The 17,469-nt window shown below is 62.0% G+C and carries 14 protein-coding genes and 2 tRNA genes; 7 read left to right on the plus strand and 9 right to left on the minus strand.

What is annotated here, in order from left to right; genetic code table 11:
• Window positions 1–73: 73 nt before the first annotated feature.
• From ABIE53_RS09460 to ABIE53_RS09480, 5 genes are all read right to left on the minus strand, one after another.
• The gene (locus ABIE53_RS09460) at window positions 74–2,449 is read right to left on the minus strand and encodes an acetamidase/formamidase family protein (RefSeq protein ID WP_192698888.1); all 2,376 of its coding nucleotides are present in this window, start codon (window positions 2,447–2,449) and stop codon (window positions 74–76) included.
• Between the two features lie 139 nt (window positions 2,450–2,588).
• Entirely contained in the window at window positions 2,589–3,620 is a 1,032-nt protein-coding gene (locus ABIE53_RS09465; protein WP_006050995.1) for an acetamidase/formamidase family protein, read from the minus strand.
• Between the two features lie 137 nt (window positions 3,621–3,757).
• Entirely contained in the window at window positions 3,758–3,916 is a 159-nt protein-coding gene (locus ABIE53_RS09470; protein ID WP_161966568.1) for a hypothetical protein, read from the minus strand.
• 114 nt (window positions 3,917–4,030) lie between these two features.
• The gene (locus tag ABIE53_RS09475) at window positions 4,031–4,351 is read right to left on the minus strand and encodes a hypothetical protein (RefSeq protein WP_053858247.1); all 321 of its coding nucleotides are present in this window, start codon (window positions 4,349–4,351) and stop codon (window positions 4,031–4,033) included.
• A 324-nt stretch (window positions 4,352–4,675) separates the two neighbouring features.
• Window positions 4,676–5,608: a LysR family transcriptional regulator gene (locus ABIE53_RS09480; RefSeq protein WP_029969346.1), complete on the minus strand. Its 933-nt coding sequence runs from the start codon at window positions 5,606–5,608 to the stop codon at window positions 4,676–4,678.
• Window positions 5,609–5,896: 288 nt separating this feature from the next.
• Between ABIE53_RS09480 and ABIE53_RS09485 the strand changes: the two genes are divergently transcribed.
• From ABIE53_RS09485 to ABIE53_RS09495, 3 genes are all read left to right on the plus strand, one after another.
• On the plus strand, window positions 5,897–7,210 hold the full coding sequence (locus ABIE53_RS09485; RefSeq protein ID WP_107708276.1) for a serine hydrolase domain-containing protein: 1,314 nt from the start codon (window positions 5,897–5,899) through the stop codon (window positions 7,208–7,210).
• 62 nt (window positions 7,211–7,272) lie between these two features.
• On the plus strand, window positions 7,273–8,139 hold the full coding sequence (locus ABIE53_RS09490; protein WP_053858245.1) for an NmrA family NAD(P)-binding protein: 867 nt from the start codon (window positions 7,273–7,275) through the stop codon (window positions 8,137–8,139).
• Window positions 8,140–8,220: 81 nt separating this feature from the next.
• Window positions 8,221–9,240 carry an aldo/keto reductase gene (locus tag ABIE53_RS09495; RefSeq protein ID WP_107708275.1) on the plus strand — a complete coding sequence of 340 codons (1,020 nt, stop codon included), beginning with the start codon at window positions 8,221–8,223 and terminating at the stop codon, window positions 9,238–9,240.
• 289 nt (window positions 9,241–9,529) lie between these two features.
• Here the strand turns inward: ABIE53_RS09495 and ABIE53_RS09500 are convergent, their stop codons facing one another.
• From ABIE53_RS09500 to ABIE53_RS09515, 4 genes are all read right to left on the minus strand, one after another.
• A complete protein-coding gene (locus ABIE53_RS09500; protein WP_181324911.1) occupies window positions 9,530–9,910 on the minus strand; it encodes a hypothetical protein in 381 nt (126 codons plus the stop codon).
• A gap of 309 nt (window positions 9,911–10,219) precedes the next feature.
• On the minus strand, window positions 10,220–10,612 hold the full coding sequence (locus ABIE53_RS09505; RefSeq protein ID WP_244230986.1) for a phage integrase central domain-containing protein: 393 nt from the start codon (window positions 10,610–10,612) through the stop codon (window positions 10,220–10,222).
• Between the two features lie 144 nt (window positions 10,613–10,756).
• A tRNA-Leu gene (locus ABIE53_RS09510) sits at window positions 10,757–10,843 on the minus strand.
• Window positions 10,844–10,995: 152 nt separating this feature from the next.
• Window positions 10,996–11,082, minus strand: a tRNA-Leu gene (locus ABIE53_RS09515).
• A gap of 317 nt (window positions 11,083–11,399) precedes the next feature.
• Here ABIE53_RS09515 and rnr point away from each other — a divergent pair.
• The 4 genes from rnr to ABIE53_RS09535 all read left to right on the plus strand — a co-directional run bounded on the left by rnr (window position 11,400) and on the right by ABIE53_RS09535 (window position 17,190).
• Window positions 11,400–13,895 carry a ribonuclease R gene (rnr, locus tag ABIE53_RS09520; protein ID WP_006048760.1) on the plus strand — a complete coding sequence of 832 codons (2,496 nt, stop codon included), beginning with the start codon at window positions 11,400–11,402 and terminating at the stop codon, window positions 13,893–13,895.
• Window positions 13,896–14,149: 254 nt separating this feature from the next.
• The gene (rlmB, locus tag ABIE53_RS09525; protein ID WP_006048761.1) at window positions 14,150–14,893 is read left to right on the plus strand and encodes a 23S rRNA (guanosine(2251)-2'-O)-methyltransferase RlmB; all 744 of its coding nucleotides are present in this window, start codon (window positions 14,150–14,152) and stop codon (window positions 14,891–14,893) included.
• Window positions 14,894–14,957: 64 nt separating this feature from the next.
• On the plus strand, window positions 14,958–15,653 hold the full coding sequence (gene rpiA, locus ABIE53_RS09530) for a ribose-5-phosphate isomerase RpiA (protein WP_107707657.1): 696 nt from the start codon (window positions 14,958–14,960) through the stop codon (window positions 15,651–15,653).
• 322 nt (window positions 15,654–15,975) lie between these two features.
• Window positions 15,976–17,190 (plus strand): glycosyltransferase family 4 protein, encoded by a 1,215-nt coding sequence (locus ABIE53_RS09535; RefSeq protein ID WP_107707658.1) that lies wholly within the window; start codon window positions 15,976–15,978, stop codon window positions 17,188–17,190.
• The last annotated feature ends 279 nt before the right edge of the window (window positions 17,191–17,469 follow it).

Below are 17,469 nucleotides of genomic sequence, written 5' to 3' on the forward strand. Positions count from 1 at the left end.
CCAAAATCGCCGCATCGAGCTTGCTGCGAACAAACTCTTGTACGCGCGCGTATCGAGGCCGCCGCTTGCTACGTCACGCGGAGAACAGCGATTTCCGGATGATCGCGTGCACCCCCCAATTGCCGTCTACCACCTGGGTGACACCGAAGTCGATCGCGACTGAGATCAGCGAAATCGCCTCGTCCTCGGACAGGCCCTTGGTCGTCATCAGGAAGCGCCGCGTTTTGATGAAAGCGTCGCGCATCGCGAGGTCGAGCGTGGATTTCTCGTACACGGCGCTTTGCGCGCTCGTACCGAACTCGGCCAGATAGTTCGGATAGCTGAAGCCGTGGAGTACCCATTCGTCTGCGGTTTCTACTAATGGATACGTGAGGTCGGCGTACACCTCGTTGCCGAGCGTTTCTTTCTTGTGAAGCACGACCTGGAATTCGCCGGTGAGCGAACACTCGATCGCGGTGCCGCAGAGTTCCGAGTCTCCTTGCGACGCATGCGGGTCGCCAATGGAGAGGAGGGCGCCGGGCACCCCGACCGGCAAGAACACGCTAGCGCCGCGGGTGACGCGCCAGTTGTCGAGATTTCCGCCGAAGGTGGAAGGCGGAATCGAATCGATTAGCCCATCCTGCTGCGGCGCGACGCTGATCACGCCAAAATGCGGACGCACCGGAATCTGGACATTCTTCAGGATGTCGTGATTCTCGACCACTGTCGAATGATCGACCGGCACGCCAGGATAATCGATTGTCGGATGCATCACGCCGAAAGGATCACGCTGCGGCGTCCAGCGGAAGTTGTAGACGGCGCGGGCGCAGGCGGTCTCACTGTCGGTTGCGTCCGCATCGAGCTCATAGATGGTGACGACCTCGCGCGGTTTCGGCTCGGTCAACAGCTCGCGATAGTGAAATCCCCACCACGCGGCAGCATTGCTGCCGAACGCACGGCCGGCGAATTTTGGATTGGCGCAACGCCGCGGGTGAATGTCGAGGATGCGCACTTCCAGCACATCGCCGGGTTGCGCTCCGCGCACGGCGATAGGTCCGGTGCAGATGTGCACGCCGAAGCCTTCTCCTGCGCCACGTCCGTAAATGGACGCGTCCATGGGGCCCGCGCCGCGGCGGTTCACGTTCTTGCGCGCCGCGGTCCAGTGGAACACGCTTTCTGCGCCAGGATCGCCACGCACCATCCGCTCCCAGTCATCCGCCGCGTGTTGCGTGAGTGTTTCGATAGTCACGGTGTCTGCGCTGTCGATTTCCAGCACGGGCTTCAGATCGTGACTGAAGTAACCCCAATGAATTGTATTGGCCGTCGCGCGCAATAGATGATGACGCGGCTTGCTGGACTCGCGGGTGGGCGATGGGGAAGGAGCTTCGGGTTGCGTCGTAAAGTACGGCTCGTCCGCGGTTTCCTGAACGGCACCCTGGCCGGCGAGTTGTGCATGTACGAGCAGGTTCCCCGCGTTGACGGGCAAGCCGCGCGAGATACGCTGCACGAGATGGCGCGCCAGTTCGAGACCCGCTTCGTGCCGGAACGTGCGCGGCGATGCCCGATATTGCTCCCGGAAGGCGCGGCTGAAATACGCAGCGTCGTTGAAACCCCAGCGGAAGCAGAGATCGGCAATGGAAAGCTTTTCGTATAGAGGATTGACCAGATCCGCGCGGCAACGCTCCAGCCTGCGCGAGCGCAGATAAGTCGAGAAGTTCTGTCCGACGGCTTCGAACAGCTTCTGTAGATAACGCGGCGAGACGCGCTCCTGTTTTGCTATCGATGTCAGCCCCAGATCCGGATCCGCTAAATTGGCCTCGATGGTTCGGCACACCCGCGAAAAAAGGGCGGCTTGAGAGGGAGTGAGGCCACTGAAGCTGCCTTCCTTGTCATGACCGACGAGAGACGCGACGAGGAACTCCGCAAGCGCGAGTTCCAGCGGACGCAACTCGTCGAGCGACAACGTTTCCACGCTTTCCGCAACCGAGCGCAGAAAGCCGGAAAACACATGGCCGATACCGGCGTCTCCTGGCAACCGCCCGGCACGCAATGAAAACGGTGTAAGAAGACGTGCGTTGATCGCAGCGCGGGGCACGCGGATCACAAACGCTCGAAAGTCTGACGCGAACGACAGGAGCGCTTCCTCGCGCGAGGAAGCATAGACGATATCGCCGGTAGCAACGCTCTCGCCCGCACCGTCGGCGACAAGCGTCAGGCAGCCGTCGATATGCAGCGCGATCAGGAGACTGTCGGCGCCGTCGACGTTGAGTTCGATGGTTTGCGCGAAAGCGGCGAGTGCGATCAACTCGAAGCCGTTGGTCGACGTGCGTGACCTGATCGTGCCATGCAAGTGGGGCGCGGCTGCCCCAGGCGCGCCGGAACGCAGGCCAAATCGGCCCAGCTCCGCTTTCCATGCTCGCAGGCGATCTGTCTCGGCGTATGACTCGGTGGTGAAACGCTGTAGATCCAACCCAAGGCTCCCGTACGCTGACGAACGTCAGTCGAGTTGTTCAAGGGCAATGTCCGTGCCATCGATAACAGCCCGGTTGGCGCCGCAGCGCTGCGCTACGGCAGTGCGTGGACGCACCGCCGTAGCGCGCACGCACAGCTCACGCGCGAGGTTGTTTCTTCGGAGGAAAAATGCTGCGGGGGATTTTGCAGTGAATGCCCTGACGGCCATCGACCACCTGCGTCACGGAGAAATCGGCCGCAACGCTCATCAGCGAATAGGCGTCGTCGCGTGATAAGCCTTGCCGTTCGGTAAGCAGAAGCAACATGTCGCGTGAAGCGTTTCTGGTTGCGATATTCAGATCTTCATCGAAACCGTGGACGATCCAGTAATCCGGTGTCTCCAGCAGCGGTGAAGGAAATGTAAAGTCCCGCCGCAGCACGATCTGGAACATCACATTGAGCGAGGCCTCAATTGCGGTGCCGCTAATCTCGCCATCGCCTTGCGATACATGAGGATCGCCAATCGAGAAGAGACCGCCGTCCACCGCGACCGGGTAATACATGGTGGATCCAGCGCCGATGCGCCAGTTATCGATATTGCCGCCATGCGCGCCGGGAGGCACGGTGCTCACGCGGCCAGCCACGTCGGGCGCGACGCCTGCAGTGCCCAGGTGAGGGCGCACCGGCACACGAATGCCTTCGAGCGCGAGTTCGCGGCAGCAGTCCCGGACCTCCGATCGTTTGCCCGGCACCAGATATTTTCCCGGGTAGTCGTATGCATACAATGCGTGAGCCGTATTGGACGTCTGATCGAGTTCATAGATCGTGACGCGCTCTTTGTCGAAGTCGGTAAACAGATGACCCCAGTGCGCGGCGAGATTCGAGCCGTAATTGAAGCGCGGGTTCATTTGCAGGTAACGCACCTCGAGCAGGTCGCCGGGTCTTGCGTCTCTCACGAAGATCGGCCCCGTCATAAGATGCACACCAGGTTGCCGGTCAGATTCCGGAATCGTGTCGTAAAGCGCCCGCACCGTGTCGTCCATCATCAGGTCCGGCGCGTCGCCCGCATGATGCGTGATTGCTTCGGCGCGCACGAAGTCGCCGCTCTCGACGATCAGTGCGGGCGCTAGCGCCGCGTCAAAGTAGCCCCAGTGGACATTCCGTGTAATGGCTGGCAGTTCGTGAAGCATGCTTGGCTTGGCTCCGTAAGAGTATGCGGTCGGTGCGGCGCTACCGATGGCAGATCGTACGGGCGACAAAATGCAACGACTTGGGCGGCTGCGCACAAAAGCTTGTGCATGAGCGAATCACGTCTACCGGCCCTGACTTACTTCAGTAGCGACTTCAGCGAACGCGCGCGCAGCGGCAGTTCGATAGGCGCCTTTGCGCCGCAACGGCGCAGCAGTTCGCTGCGGTAGGAAGGATCGAGCTTGAGGAGTAACAGATCATCGACCGCCGCCTTCGATGCGAAATGGGGGAATTTCACGACGACGCGGGGGGCTGCCCGCTGTCGCGCGGGCAACAGTCTCATTTCGTGCCAGACCGCGACAGCGGGTCCCGACGGTGGCTTCATCGCCACCGATAGTCAACTAAATTGCTTCTACTTACCCGATGTCGGCGACTTCACACTCGGCGTCGCCAAGGTGTTGTTGCCACCCACGGGTGCGGTAGCGCCGGAAGTCGAATCGCTATTGACGCTGCTCGGCAGCCCCGAATTGGGATGCCCCGACATGCCGCTGTCCGAATTGGTGGTGCCCGGTGTGCCGTAGCCGCCCGTTGCACTATTCACCTGGTTTGCGGGGCTAGCCGTGCTGCCTGTCGAACCGTTACCGCTGGAGCCACCGGCGGCCTGGGCGTAGGCGCCGCCGGACAGCGTGAGTGCGGCGACAGCCGCGAGTAACGCGCTCGTTGCCTTGCTCATGATTTCTGCCTCCTTAGTCAGAGAGAATAGGGATGCAGCCGTCGGCCGCATTCTTATTACGTATGCAGCAATCCACGTGCCGGACGCCGCGCGGTGGAACGTCTGTCCGTGGCGACAGACAACGGTGAATGCCCCAGGACCAGACTTCCTTTCTGCATGCCTGTTTGCAGAGCGCTCGGGGCGAGCTTCGGCACGTGCCCGACTGCGTCATACGCGTCATAGAGACTGCCGAACTCCCGCATGACCTGCTCAACGGACGGGGCGCTGCCAGGTTTTGACGAGGTCCGGCTATAGACATTCGTGCCGATGTACCCCGCAACGGCGCTAGCGCGTGCCGAGGCGCGCGTGATTGCGCGTCAGCTCGATCACGAAGTCAAGAAAAGCGCGGGTCTTTGCCGGCACGTGGTGCCGGGATGCGTAGTAGACGTATAACGGATACCGTTCGTCTACCCATTCGGGAAAGAGATTGATTAACCGGCCGTCGGCAATCAGGGGCTCGGCGCCGAGCAGCAACATCTGCGCAATTCCGGAACCGGCGAGACATGCGTTGAGCAAAGCGCCCGGGTCGTTGACCGTGAGTCGTCCCTGAGTGTCGACCACAATGCGTTTTCGCTTGCGATGAAATTCCCACTGGAACGGCTTGCCTGTCTCCGGGTTGCGAAATTCAAGGCATCGGTGGCTTCGGCCTTTGAGGTCCTCGGGTCTTGACGGCCGTCCCCAGCGAGCAATGTACGAGGGCGCCGCGACCGTCACGATGCGGGTGTCGAGCAGCTTTCTCGCGATCAGGGTAGACGCTTTGGGTTCGCCGAATCGCACGGCGAGGTCGAAGCCGTCCATGACGAGGTCGCCAAGACTGTCTCGCGCGATGAACTCGATTTCGAGTTCGGGGTGTGCGTCCATGAACGCATCGAGTTGTTGCCCGAGAATGGTCCGGTAGACGACAGGATCCAGATTGATTCTCAGCTTTCCACGCACAGCGGACGCGCCACCTGCCGCAGCGGCCGCTGCTTCTTCCAATCCGGCGAGATGGGGCATGACCTGCTCGTAAAAGCGGCGGCCCTCTTCAGTCAGGGAGACGGAGCGCGTTGTCCGGCTGAAGAGCCGGATGTTCAACCTTTTTTCCAGCCGCGCAATCGCCCGGCTGACGCCCGGCGGCGTCATTCCTATCACCTCCGAAGCGGCCACAAACGTTCCCGCATCCACTACGGCGGCGAACACGCTAATGCTGCCGGAAAGCTTCTCGCTACTGGATCTCATGGTTACTCGAGTTAATGCGCGTGGCGCAGCGCGATCGACCAGGTGAAAGCGAACGCTGCGCCGCGCAGCAGTTCGGAGTCTCCGTTGATCATGCCAAATAGGTGACTCATTGTCACTTATCTGATGACATCCATGTCATTTTGTTTTGTTTGGTGCTTGTCCAGAATACGTCTCACCGAGACATCCGCTGGACGCCTCAACGGGAACCGCTCACAGCGCGCGTTTTTCGCCAATCACTGATGCACTGCGATGCCGCGCTTCATTCACTCATTCGGGAAGAAACGAAAAATGGCAGTTCAAACAGATCGTCGCCGTCTTCTGAAGGGAGCGTCGAGCCTGCTGGCTCTCGCGACACTTGGTGGCGTCGCGAGCCGCGACGCGCGGGCAGTATCGCAGCGCGCTCGTGGCGACGCCGCGCTGGCGCATCACCCGGCCTACAGTTCGATCGATCAATGCTTGCAACGGGCGGTGGACGACGGCACGGTTGCCGCTGTTGTCGCCATGGGCGCAACCGACCGCGGACTGGTTTACGAGGGAGCGTGTGGCCGGGCGAACGCCCGCACTGGCGAGGCCATTAGTCCTGACACAGTCTTCTGGCTCCTGTCGATGACAAAGGCGATCACCGCAACCGCGTGCATGCAGCTCATCGAACAGGGCCGACTGCGGTTGGATCAACCTGCGGGCGACATCCTGCCGCAGTTGAAGTCGCCTCAAATCCTCGACGGATTCGACGTCTCCGGGCAGCCCAGGCTGCGTCCTGCGCGCAATGCGATCACGGTGCGCCATCTCCTCACGCATACCTCCGGCTTCACGTACAGCATCTGGAGCGACGAGCTCAGCCGGTACGAGAAGGTAACGGGCATGGCGGACATCGGCTATTCGATGAACGGTGCATTCGCGGCGCCGCTGGAGTTCGAGCCGGGCGAGCGCTGGGAGTACGGCATCAGCATGGACTGGGTCGGCAAACTGGTCGAGGCCGTGACCGATCAGTCGCTGGAAGTCTACTTCCGCGAGCACATCTTCGATCCGCTGGGCATGCGCAACACGGGCTTTCTCATCGGCAGCAAGCAGAAGCAGCGCGTCGCCACCATGCACAGGCGTCAGGCGGACGGCTCACTCGCGCCCGAGCCGTTCGAGATCAACCAGCGCCCCGAATTTTTCATGGGCGGAGGCGGGCTCTTCAGCACGCCGCGCGACTACATGGCGTTTCTGCAGATGCTGTTGAACGGCGGCACGTATCGCGGCGAACGCGTGCTACGCGGCGACACCGTCGCGACGATGTTCCGCAATCACATTGGCGATCTGCAGGTCACGGAAATGAGGACGGCGCAGCCGTCGTGGTCGAACAGCTTCGATCAGTTTCCGGGCGCCGCGCACAAGTGGGGGCTGTCGTTCGACATCAATACAGAGCAAGGACCCCACGGACGAAGCGCAGGCAGCGTGAGTTGGGCCGGATTGTTGAACACCTACTTCTGGGTGGATCCGGTCAAGCGTGTCGCCGGATCACTCTTTACGCAGATGCTGCCCTTCTACGATGCGCGCGTAGTGAATCTCTACGGACAGTTCGAGCAGGCGTTTTACGACGGTTTGCGTCGCGCGTGAGCGATTGGCCGTCGGCACGTCGACGCTGCGTCACCCGATATATCCACACAGGAGAACGAGCAATGTATGCAATCACAGGAATCACCGGCAAGGTGGGCGGCGCACTGGCCCGCGAACTTCTGGCTGCTGGTCAGCCGGTGCGCGCAGTCGTGCGCGATGCGACGCGGGCACAGGCGTGGGCAGAACGAGGTTGCGAGATCGCGACGGCTTTCATGGAAGACGCTTCGTCACTCGCCGCCGCGTTCGAAGGCGCGACGGGCGTTTTCATCCTGCCGCCTTCGGAGTTCGATCCGGAGCCCGGGTTTCCGGAAGCGCGCACAGTGATTGACGCTGTGTCCGCAGCACTACTGAAGGCACGGCCCGACAAGGTTGTTTGCCTCTCGACGATCGGCGCACAGGCCGACGAAGTCAACCTGCTCACTCAACGCACGCTGATGGAGCAGGCGCTGCGCGAGATGCCGATGCCCGTGACGTTCCTTCGGCCTGGCTGGTTCATGGAGAACGCCGCATGGGATGTTGCGTCTGCAAGCGACGATGGCGTCATCGCCAGTTACCTGCAGCCGCTCGACAAGCCGGTGCCGATGGTCGCCACCGCGGACGTAGGCCGCGTTGCTGCGGAACTGCTGCAGCAGACGTGGCGCGGGGTGCGCGTCGTCGAGCTTGAAGGTCCACGCCGGGTCAGTCCTAACGATCTCGCAGCGGCTTTCGCCGGCGTGTTGCGTCGTCAGGTACGTGCAGAAGTCGTCGAAAGGCAGACGTGGGAAGCGCTGTTCCGCACGCAGGGCATGAAGCATCCTCTACCGCGCATGCGCATGCTGGACGGCTTCAACGAAGGCTGGATCGATTTCGAAAACAGTTCCGATGGAATCTTGCGCGGCCACGTCGAACTGGAGACCGTTCTGGGCGAGCTTGTGTCGCGTCGAACCTGACCAGAGCCGATAGCGCGGCGCGTGGACTCAGGGCCTTGCTCTACCGATGCATCAGGTTTTCGTTCAAACAAGGAATACACGATGGAATACAGCACGCTTGGCAGAACTGGTCTACGCGTTTCACGGCTGAGCCTGGGCGCAATGACTTTCGGTGCCGGCTCGGGCATCTGGGGCAATATTGCCGGCTTGAAAAGCGATCAGGCCGCCCGGCTCGTCGCGATGGCCGTGGAGCGTGGCGTCAATCTGATCGACACGGCGGACGCCTATTCGCAGGGCCGCTCAGAGGAGGTCGTTGGCCATGTGCTGAAAGCGCTGGGGCTGGACGAAGATCGAATGCTCGTCGCGACCAAGGTTCGGTTACGCACCGGCACGGGCCAGAACGAAGTGGGACTGGGCCGCTCGCACATCATGCGCTCGGTCGAGACAAGCCTGAAGAGACTCGGTCGCGATCACATCGACCTGTTCCAGTTGCATGACCGTGACGCGCTCGTTCCGCTCGACGAGACGCTTCGTGTGCTGGACGATCTCGTCACCCAAGGCAAGGTCCGTCACATTGGCGTGTGCAATTTCAGTGCAGCCGATCTCGAACGAGCCGTCGGCATAACGTCCCGTACCGATCGGGCTCATGTCGTGAGCAATCAGGTGCACTATTCGCTGACGAGCCGCGATATCGAACACGAAATCATGCCGGTTGCCGCGTCAAACAAAATGGGCCTTCTGGTCTGGAGTCCGCTCGCAGGTGGCTACCTGAGCGGCAAGTACGCGCAGAATGGCGAAGCTGCCGGGCGGCGTGCGAAACTCGACTTTCCGCCGGTCGATCTAGTCAGGGCGGAGCCGATCCTCGCAGTATTGCGTGAAGTCGCCGGCGAACTGGCGGCCACGCCGGCTCAAGTCTCGTTAGGCTGGTTGCTTGCGCGCGAGCCGATCACTTCTGTCATCGTCGGAGCCCGCACGTGCGAGCAACTCGCAGCCAACCTCGACGCACAGAATCTCGCATTAACCGCCGAACAGTGTGCCCGGCTCGATAAAGTATCTGAGCCGTCGGTTCCCTTTCCCTACTGGATGCAACGCTTTCATGACCGCGACCGCATCTGCGGATGAGTGGCGGGGGAGGCGGTTGAATGGGGAGTGCCTGTGGCCGTGTGCGGCAGCTCATCCTCGAATAGCCGCCGCTCGAAGTCTGCGGCTGGCCGACCGGAAGGGGGCGACTGCGGCCTCATGAGACTGTGGGGGACGTTCCCCGGAGCGAGCGCCCGTCGAAGCATCGCCGCATCGACCGAAGATTCGGTTTGCGCATCGCACATGTCCGGTGATGGCTTCCTTCTCATCGTCTCTTCAACGGTTATGCGCGGTCTGCGGATGCGCTGACCGCGCGCGAATGTTCCGCCTGCTATCGGGTGGCCACACCGGCGAGTTGTCCTACGCCGTCTGCCGTTTGCTTGCCCACGTTTCTCGCGACGACACCCAGGCCGCCCATCATGGTGACGCCTGTGTCGGCCACCTCAAACGTGGCTCCCGCGACCGTCACCGTTCCCTTGATGTGGTCGCTGCCGGACAGTGCACCAAACATGATTCGTGCCGCGGCGGGCCGCGTCTTGAATTCCGTGACGTGAAGAACGACCGGCGCACCGGACGCAGCGACGGGCACACCGATCTTCGTCAACTCGGCACGGAATGCCCCGACGACTTCCTGCTTCGCTTCGGCAGAAATGTCGAACGATCCTGCATCGATCTGCAGATCGCTTACACCGGCAGTGAGCACCGTGGCCACTTCGTGTCCGCGGTCGGCAGGTAGTGGATTCGTGGTCGGAGTTCCCGCACACGCTGAGAGAAGGACGACGCAGATGGCTGAAATCGGGACGAGACGCATTGATAGTTTCCAGTTTAGGGATGTGGGGCCGGCGGAAAATCCGGGTCAAAGGCTTGCGGTGGAGTCGGCGTATTTGCCAGGACTTACCCACGTTGTACGGTCGCGCGGTGACTGAATATCGGCTATGGACGACAGGTCTTTAGCGTCCAGGTACTGCACTATTCGTTTTTCAGCGCGTGCACCGGCTTTCGGCGTATCAGACGCGCGTAGTTAGCCATGAAGGAAAAGTACGATGCGTGCGCCTACCGGTTTCGAAAACTCGTTGGCGCAGTGGACGAAGCCCGGAGGCCGTGAAAAAGCGGCGTATGTCGGTATCAAGGGGGCGCCATCTGCGTGCAGTCCGTTCTTGACGGCGTACGTCACGATGCCACCGACATACTGCCGTGCCTTGGTCGCGAGGTTAGGCGCATGAGAGGCAATCGCTTCGAATACGGGCTTGACCTCAGATGTGGCAAGCGTCGAGATGGGCTTGTTGCGGAGTGCGTAAGTCAGGTACTCGCGCACGACAAACTCCGCTTTCCGGTAGGTTTCGTCCGCCCGTATTCGGTCGTCGATAGCGGAGCAGTCAGGTTTTGTTGTCGTCTGACCAGCATGGTCCAACATCCCGATTGCGTCTAAACGCAAAAAATCACCGATGTCGGTGCAACGCCCGAGACCTGCAAAAACAAAAAACCCCGTAAAGTTTTTAACCTTACGGGGTTTCTCGAACTACTGCGGCTTGAGCTAAAACCAAGCCGGAACAACTGTTGGTGCCCAGGAGAGGACTCGAACCTCCACGGTGTTGCCACCGCTAGGACCTGAACCTAGTGCGTCTACCAATTCCGCCACCTGGGCACGTCTTGAAGCTAGACCGCTATTTTAGCGGGATGATGCAGCGTGTCAATCCCCGCCGCCAACCCACGCCTTGAACCGAAACAAACAACATTACCGCTCTACATAAAAACTGAAGCCGCCCGATGAACCGAGGCGGCTTCAATTTTGAATCCTGGTGCCCAAGAGAGGACTCGAACCTCCACAGTGTTGCCACCGCTAGGACCTGAACCTAGTGCGTCTACCAATTTCGCCACCTGGGCAGGTGATGAACAGCAAAGACCGACATTATAGCGACAGCATCGAGGCTGTCAAGCGTTTCTCAAAAGCTGCTTAAACACGCCGCAAACGAGCCCGCGCGGGCTTGCCGGCGACGCTTCCTGGCGACTATTGACGGCCCGCGTGGCGTGCGAGACGGGTGTTAGAATGCCTCGCAGTAGTTCGTTGGCACGGTACACAAGCCCGTCGGACTCAGCCTTGAACAAGCCGGACCCGAGAGAGTCTTTTAGTGCAGCAGCAAGTGCCATTCAGGCGCCACGCAAACGCTTCTTAAGCCGAGCCAGATCGCCGACCGACGTCCATGCAACGAGAAAAAATCATCGACAAGCCCTTGAGCAAATTTCCGTATCCGATTCCGAGCCGCGAGGAAATCCTCGGCGTCCTGCGTACGAGCGAAACGCCGCTCGCCGCCAACGAGATCGCCGAAGCCCTGTCCATCAAGCGCCAGGAGCGCGAAGGATTTTTCAAGCGCCTCGGCGCCATGGAGCGCGACGGCCAGATCCGGCTCGATCAGCGCAATCTCTATCAGCTGACTCATCCGTCGAACTTCGTCGCAGGCCGCGTTCAGGGTCATCGCGACGGTTACGGCTTCCTGATTCGCGACGACGGTCAGGACGATCTGTTCCTGCCCACCGCCGAAATGCAGAAGGTCATGCACAACGACCGCGTGCTTGCACGCATCGTCGGCTATGACCGGCGCGGCCGGCCGGAAGGGCACATCGTCGAGGTCACGGACCGCGCGAACAAGCGCGTGATCGGGCGTCTGCTGAACGAGAACGGCGCGCTGATCGTCGCGCCCGAAGACAAGCGCATCGGCCACGACATCCTCATCACGCAGAACACCAAGAAGGCCAAGGTCGGCCAGGTGGTGGTGGTCGAGCTGACCGATTTTCCGAGCCGTCATTCGCAGCCGCTGGGCCGCGTCGCGGAAGTGCTGGGCGATATCGACGACCCCGGCATGGAAATCGAAATCGCGGTGCGCAAATACGGCGTGCCGCATGAGTTCAGCCCCGACGCGCTTGCCGAAGCCGCGAAACTTCCCGACGAAGTTCGTCCCACTGACGTGCGTCATCGCATCGATCTGCGCGACGTGCCGCTCGTCACGATCGACGGCGAAGACGCGCGCGATTTCGACGACGCCGTGTATTGCGAGCCGATCAAGGTCGGCCGCGGCGACGGCTTCCGTCTGATCGTCGCGATTGCCGACGTCTCGCACTACGTGCATCCGAAGAGCGCGATCGATGCCGACGCGATCGAGCGCAGCACGTCGGTCTATTTCCCGCGCCGCGTGATTCCGATGCTGCCGGAGAAACTGTCGAACGGTTTGTGCTCGCTCAATCCGAACGTCGACCGTTGCGTGCTCGTGTGCGACATGATCGTCACCGCGCGCGGCGAAGTTAAGGCGTATCAGTTCTATCCTGGTGTGATGCATTCGGCTGCGCGTCTGACGTACACGGAAGTCGCGGCGGTGCTGAAAAACACCAAGGGTCCGGAAGCCGCGCGCCGCGCCGCGCTGCTGCCGCAATTGCAGAACCTCTACGGCGTGTACAAGGCGCTGTTCGCCGCGCGGCAGAAGCGCGGCGCGATCGACTTCGATACGACCGAGACGTACATCGTCTGCAACGCGCAGGGCAAGATTGAGCAGATCGTGCCGCGCACCCGCAACGAGGCGCACAAGCTGATCGAGGAATGCATGCTGGCCGCGAACGTGTGCGCTGCCGACCTGCTGAAGCGCAACAAGCATCCGGGTCTGTTCCGCGTGCATGCCGGCCCGACCGCGGAGAAGCTCGAGAATCTGCGCACGTTCCTGCGCGGCATGGGCCTCACGCTCGGCGGCAACGACAAGCCGCACGCCAGCGACTACGCCGCGCTGATGGCGCAAATCCGCGACCGGCCCGACGCGCAGATGCTGCAAACCATGCTGCTGCGCTCGATGCAGCAGGCGGTTTATAGCCCGGACAACATCGGCCACTTCGGTCTCGCGTATGAGGCGTATGCGCACTTCACGAGTCCGATCCGCCGTTATCCCGACCTGCTCACGCACCGCGCCATCTACGCGATTCTGCAAGGCCGCAAGTATCAGCCGGAGCCGCCGGCAGGCGTCGTGTTGAACACGGCGCTGTCGCCGCGCGCTCGCGCCATGCAGCAGGCCGACGACGAAAAAACCGGCCGCACGCGCGGCACCAACGTCGCGATCTGGGAAGAGCTCGGCCTGCATTGCTCGGCTAACGAGCGCCGCGCCGACGAAGCATCGCGCGACGTCGAAGCCTGGCTCAAGTGCTACTTCATGCGCGACAAGCTCGGCGAAGAGTACGGCGGCATGGTCAACGGCGTCACGTCGTTCGGCATCTTCGTGCAGCTCGATTCGCTCTTTATCGAAGGCCTCGTGCACGTCACCGAACTCGGCTCGGACTACTTCCAGTACGACGAAATCAAGAACGAACTGCGCGGCGAACGCACGGGCATTCGCTACCGGCTCTCGGATCGCGTGCGCGTGCAGGTGAGCCGCGTGGATCTGGACGCGCGCAAGATCGACTTCCGCCTCGTGCGCGATACGCCGATCAAGCCGCATCCGGCTCGCAGCGTGTCGGCAGACAAGTCGTCCGCGGACAACGGCGGCCCGCGCGTGCGCGAGTTGTCGTCGCCCGAAGGCGGCGCGGCAGCGCCGGGTGCGCGCCGCAAGCGGGCCGCGCCGGTGCAAAGCGCGGCCGTCAAGGAAGCGCGCGGCGCCGCGAAGAAGCAGGGCGGCGCGTCGGCCAAGGCGGCGTCCAGGCAGACCGCGCGCAAGAAGCGCTAACGCCGCGCGTCGGCGCCCGAACCGCGCGCAGCGGGTACGTGAAGACGTGCCGGTTGCGCGCGGTGTTCGTTTGGTCCGCGCTTGGTTCGAGTTTAGTCCGCGCTTGATTCGAGTTTGATCGGCGCTTCATGCAGCCTCAGCACGCTTCATCAGGCAGTCATTGAGTAACGCGCCGGCCCGATCGCGGACAGGCACACGTATTCATCACAGCAGCGCGGCTTCTCCGCTGCGCTCAATCAAAGGTTGTATCAGTCATGGCACGTCACAAGGTTCTATACGGTTTTCATGCAGTCACCGCGCGCATCCGGCACGACGCGTCGACCGTCGAAGATGTTTATTACGACGCCACGCGCAAGGACCGCCGCATGACGGAGTTTCTGCACACGGCGAAGGAAGCGGGCGTGCGCCTGATCGCCGCCGACGAAACGCGTCTGTGGGGGCTCGCGCACACCGAGCGTCACCAGGGCGTGGTGGCGCGCGCGGGCGACATGCCGCTCGCGCAGAATCTCGCGGAACTGCTCGACGGCATCAACGGCTCGCCGCTGCTTCTGGTGCTCGACGGCGTGACCGATCCGCACAATCTCGGCGCCTGCCTGCGCGTCGCCGATGCCGCCGGCGCCCACGCGGTGATCGCGCCGCGCGACCGCGCGGTCGGCCTGAACGCGACCGCCGCGAAAGTCGCGAGCGGCGCGGCCGACACGGTGCCGTACATCACCGTGACGAACCTCGCGCGCGCGCTGCGTGAACTGAAGGAGGCCGGCGTGTGGATCGTCGGCACGGCGGGCGAGGCCAAGAAGAGCCTCTACGAGACGGAACTCGACGGCCCCGTTGCGATCGTGATGGGCGCCGAAGGCGAGGGCATGCGCCGCCTCACGCACGACACCTGCGACATCGTCATGCAGATTCCGATGGCGGGCACGGTCGAGAGCCTGAACGTCTCCGTAGCTTCCGGCGTGTGTCTGTTCGAGGCGGTCAGGCAGCGGGCGGTGAAGAAGTAATTTCGCCCGGTTTCCGCCGCTTACTCCGGTAAACTAGCGTCTTTTACAGCTCGCCCGCATTCTCATGACTCAAGACGAACTCAAGCAACTGGTCGGTCAGGCCGCCGCCGATTATGTCCACGCGAACGTGCCGGAAGGCTCGGTGATCGGCGTCGGCACCGGCTCCACCGCGAACTGTTTCATCGACGCGCTGGCCGCCAACAAGGCGCGCTATCGCGGCGCGGTGTCGAGTTCGCTCGCCACCACCGCGCGCCTGCAATCGCACGGCTTCAAGGTGCTCGATCTGAACGAGATCGACTCGCTGCCGGTTTATGTCGACGGCGCCGACGAGATCGATCACAGCGGCGCTATGATCAAGGGCGGCGGCGGTGCGCTTACGCGCGAGAAAATCGTCGCGTCGGTGTCGGACGTATTCGTCTGTATCGCGGACGCCAGCAAGCTCGTCGACACGCTCGGCAACTTCCCGCTGCCGATCGAAGTCGTGCCGATGGCGCGCACCGCGATCGGCCGCCGTGTGACCGCGCTCGGCGGTGTGCCGGTCGTGCGTGTGACGAAAGAGGGCACGCCGTTCATCACCGACAACGGCAACGAAATCATCGACGTCAAAGGTCTGCGCATTAGCGATCCGCGCACGCTCGAGACGCATATCAACGCGTGGCCGGGCGTCATGACAGTGGGCCTTTTCGCGGGCCGTGGCGCGAATCTGTGCCTGCTCGGCACGGACACCGGCGTACAGACCATCGAGTACCGCAAGGTCTGAGCAATAACCCAGGCGCCCGCATCGCATCGTGCGGGCACCTGCGGCCCTTCGTTTTCCGTTCACCGAAACACGCTTCAGCGGCCCCGTCTGAGCATTAGCTCGCCGGCGGGCCGCTGCATTGCCGTGTCGAGCGAAACATCGAACGCGTGGCGCATAGGAAAGCGAATTAATTTGTTCCGTGCATTCGCAAGAAGCGAATGGCGGCGAATGAATTATTCCCGTGCTGTCGTGCGTCGAATGTGGTCACGCGCACGCACAGTAAAGCACGCGCCACCTACACTCGTCGCTATGCCCAGGAGGCGTTAACGAGGATAGGGAGATCATGAGAGTTGCGATCGTGCACGACTGGCTGGTCGCACCTGGCGGCGCCGAGAAGGTACTCGAGCAGATTATCGAATGCTTTCCCGACGCGGATCTTTTCAGCCTCGTGGATTTTCTCGAAGACCGTCGACCGTTGCACGGCAAACCCGTCACCACTTCCTTCATTCAACGCCTGCCGTTCGCGCGCCGTCGCTATGACAGCTATCTGCCGTTGATGCCGCTCGCGGTCCAGCAGTTCGATCTCGCGGACTACGATCTGATCATCACGAGTTCGCATACGGTCGCAAAGGGCGTGCTCGTCGGCCCCGATCAAACGCACATAAGTTATGTGCATTCGCCGATGCGTCAGGCGTGGGACCGGCAGCATGAGTATCTGCGCGAAGCCGGTTTGACGCGCGGGCCGAAGTCCTGGCTCATGCGTGCGTTGCTGCATTATCTGCGCGGCTGGGATTCGCATTCGGCGAATGGCGTCGACCGCCTGATCGCGAATTCGCAATTCGTCGCGCGGCGCATGATGAAAACCTATCGGCGCGACGCCGCCGTGATTCCACCTCCGGTCAATGTCGACGAATTCGAACTGTGCACGCATAAGGAAGAGTTCTATCTGACGGCCTCGCGAATGGTGCCGTACAAGCGCATCGATCTGATTGTCGAGGCGTTCAGCGCCACGCCGCATCGCAAGCTGATCGTGATCGGCGATGGACCGGAGATGGCTGCGATTCGCGCGAAGGCCGGGCCGAATGTGACGATACTCGGCTATCAGCCGATCGGCGTGCTGAAGAGCTACTTGCAGCGTGCGCGAGCTTTCGTATTCGCCGCCGAAGAGGACTTCGGCATCGTCACGCTCGAAGCGCAGGCGTGCGGCACGCCGGTGATCGCATTCGGCAAGGGCGGGTCGCTCGAGACCGTGGTGCCCGTCGGCGACGCGCATCCCACCGGCATTTATTTCGGATCACAAACTGTTGTGTCGATGCTCGACGCAATCGACCGGTTCGAACGGCAGCATGAACAGATCACGCCGGCCGCGTGCCGCGCGAACGCCGAGCGGTTTTCGGCGGCCGTGTTTCGTCGCGCGTTCATGGCCGAGGTCACGCGCACGATCGCTTCCGAGCATTTACGCGGCGAGTCCGCAACCGTGCAGCGGATCGACGCTGAGCGCCTCGCCGAACCGGCCGGATGGCCGGTCGAGCCGGCGGCGCAGAGCAGTTGCGGATGATTAGCCGAGGCGTTCGCCGGCTTCGCGGCTCGGCGATCCTCTCGTGTTTCAGCAGGGCAGCACCATCAACAAGCCGTTCGGGCGATGCCACCGGAGCGGCTATCGGGGGCAGGCGGCAGCGTGGATCATAAGCCGCCTCAATACGCGATATTCGACGCAGGCGACGAATCGTAACCGCCGTGGTAACGCAAACAATCACGGATCGTCGCTGCGATTTACTAAAACAGGCAGTCGTTAATCCGTACGTCACGCGATGACGCATGCGATGCGCGACCTTTG

The organism is Paraburkholderia sp. OAS925 (genome assembly GCF_040543975.1).
Classification (GTDB): domain Bacteria; phylum Pseudomonadota; class Gammaproteobacteria; order Burkholderiales; family Burkholderiaceae; genus Paraburkholderia; species Paraburkholderia graminis.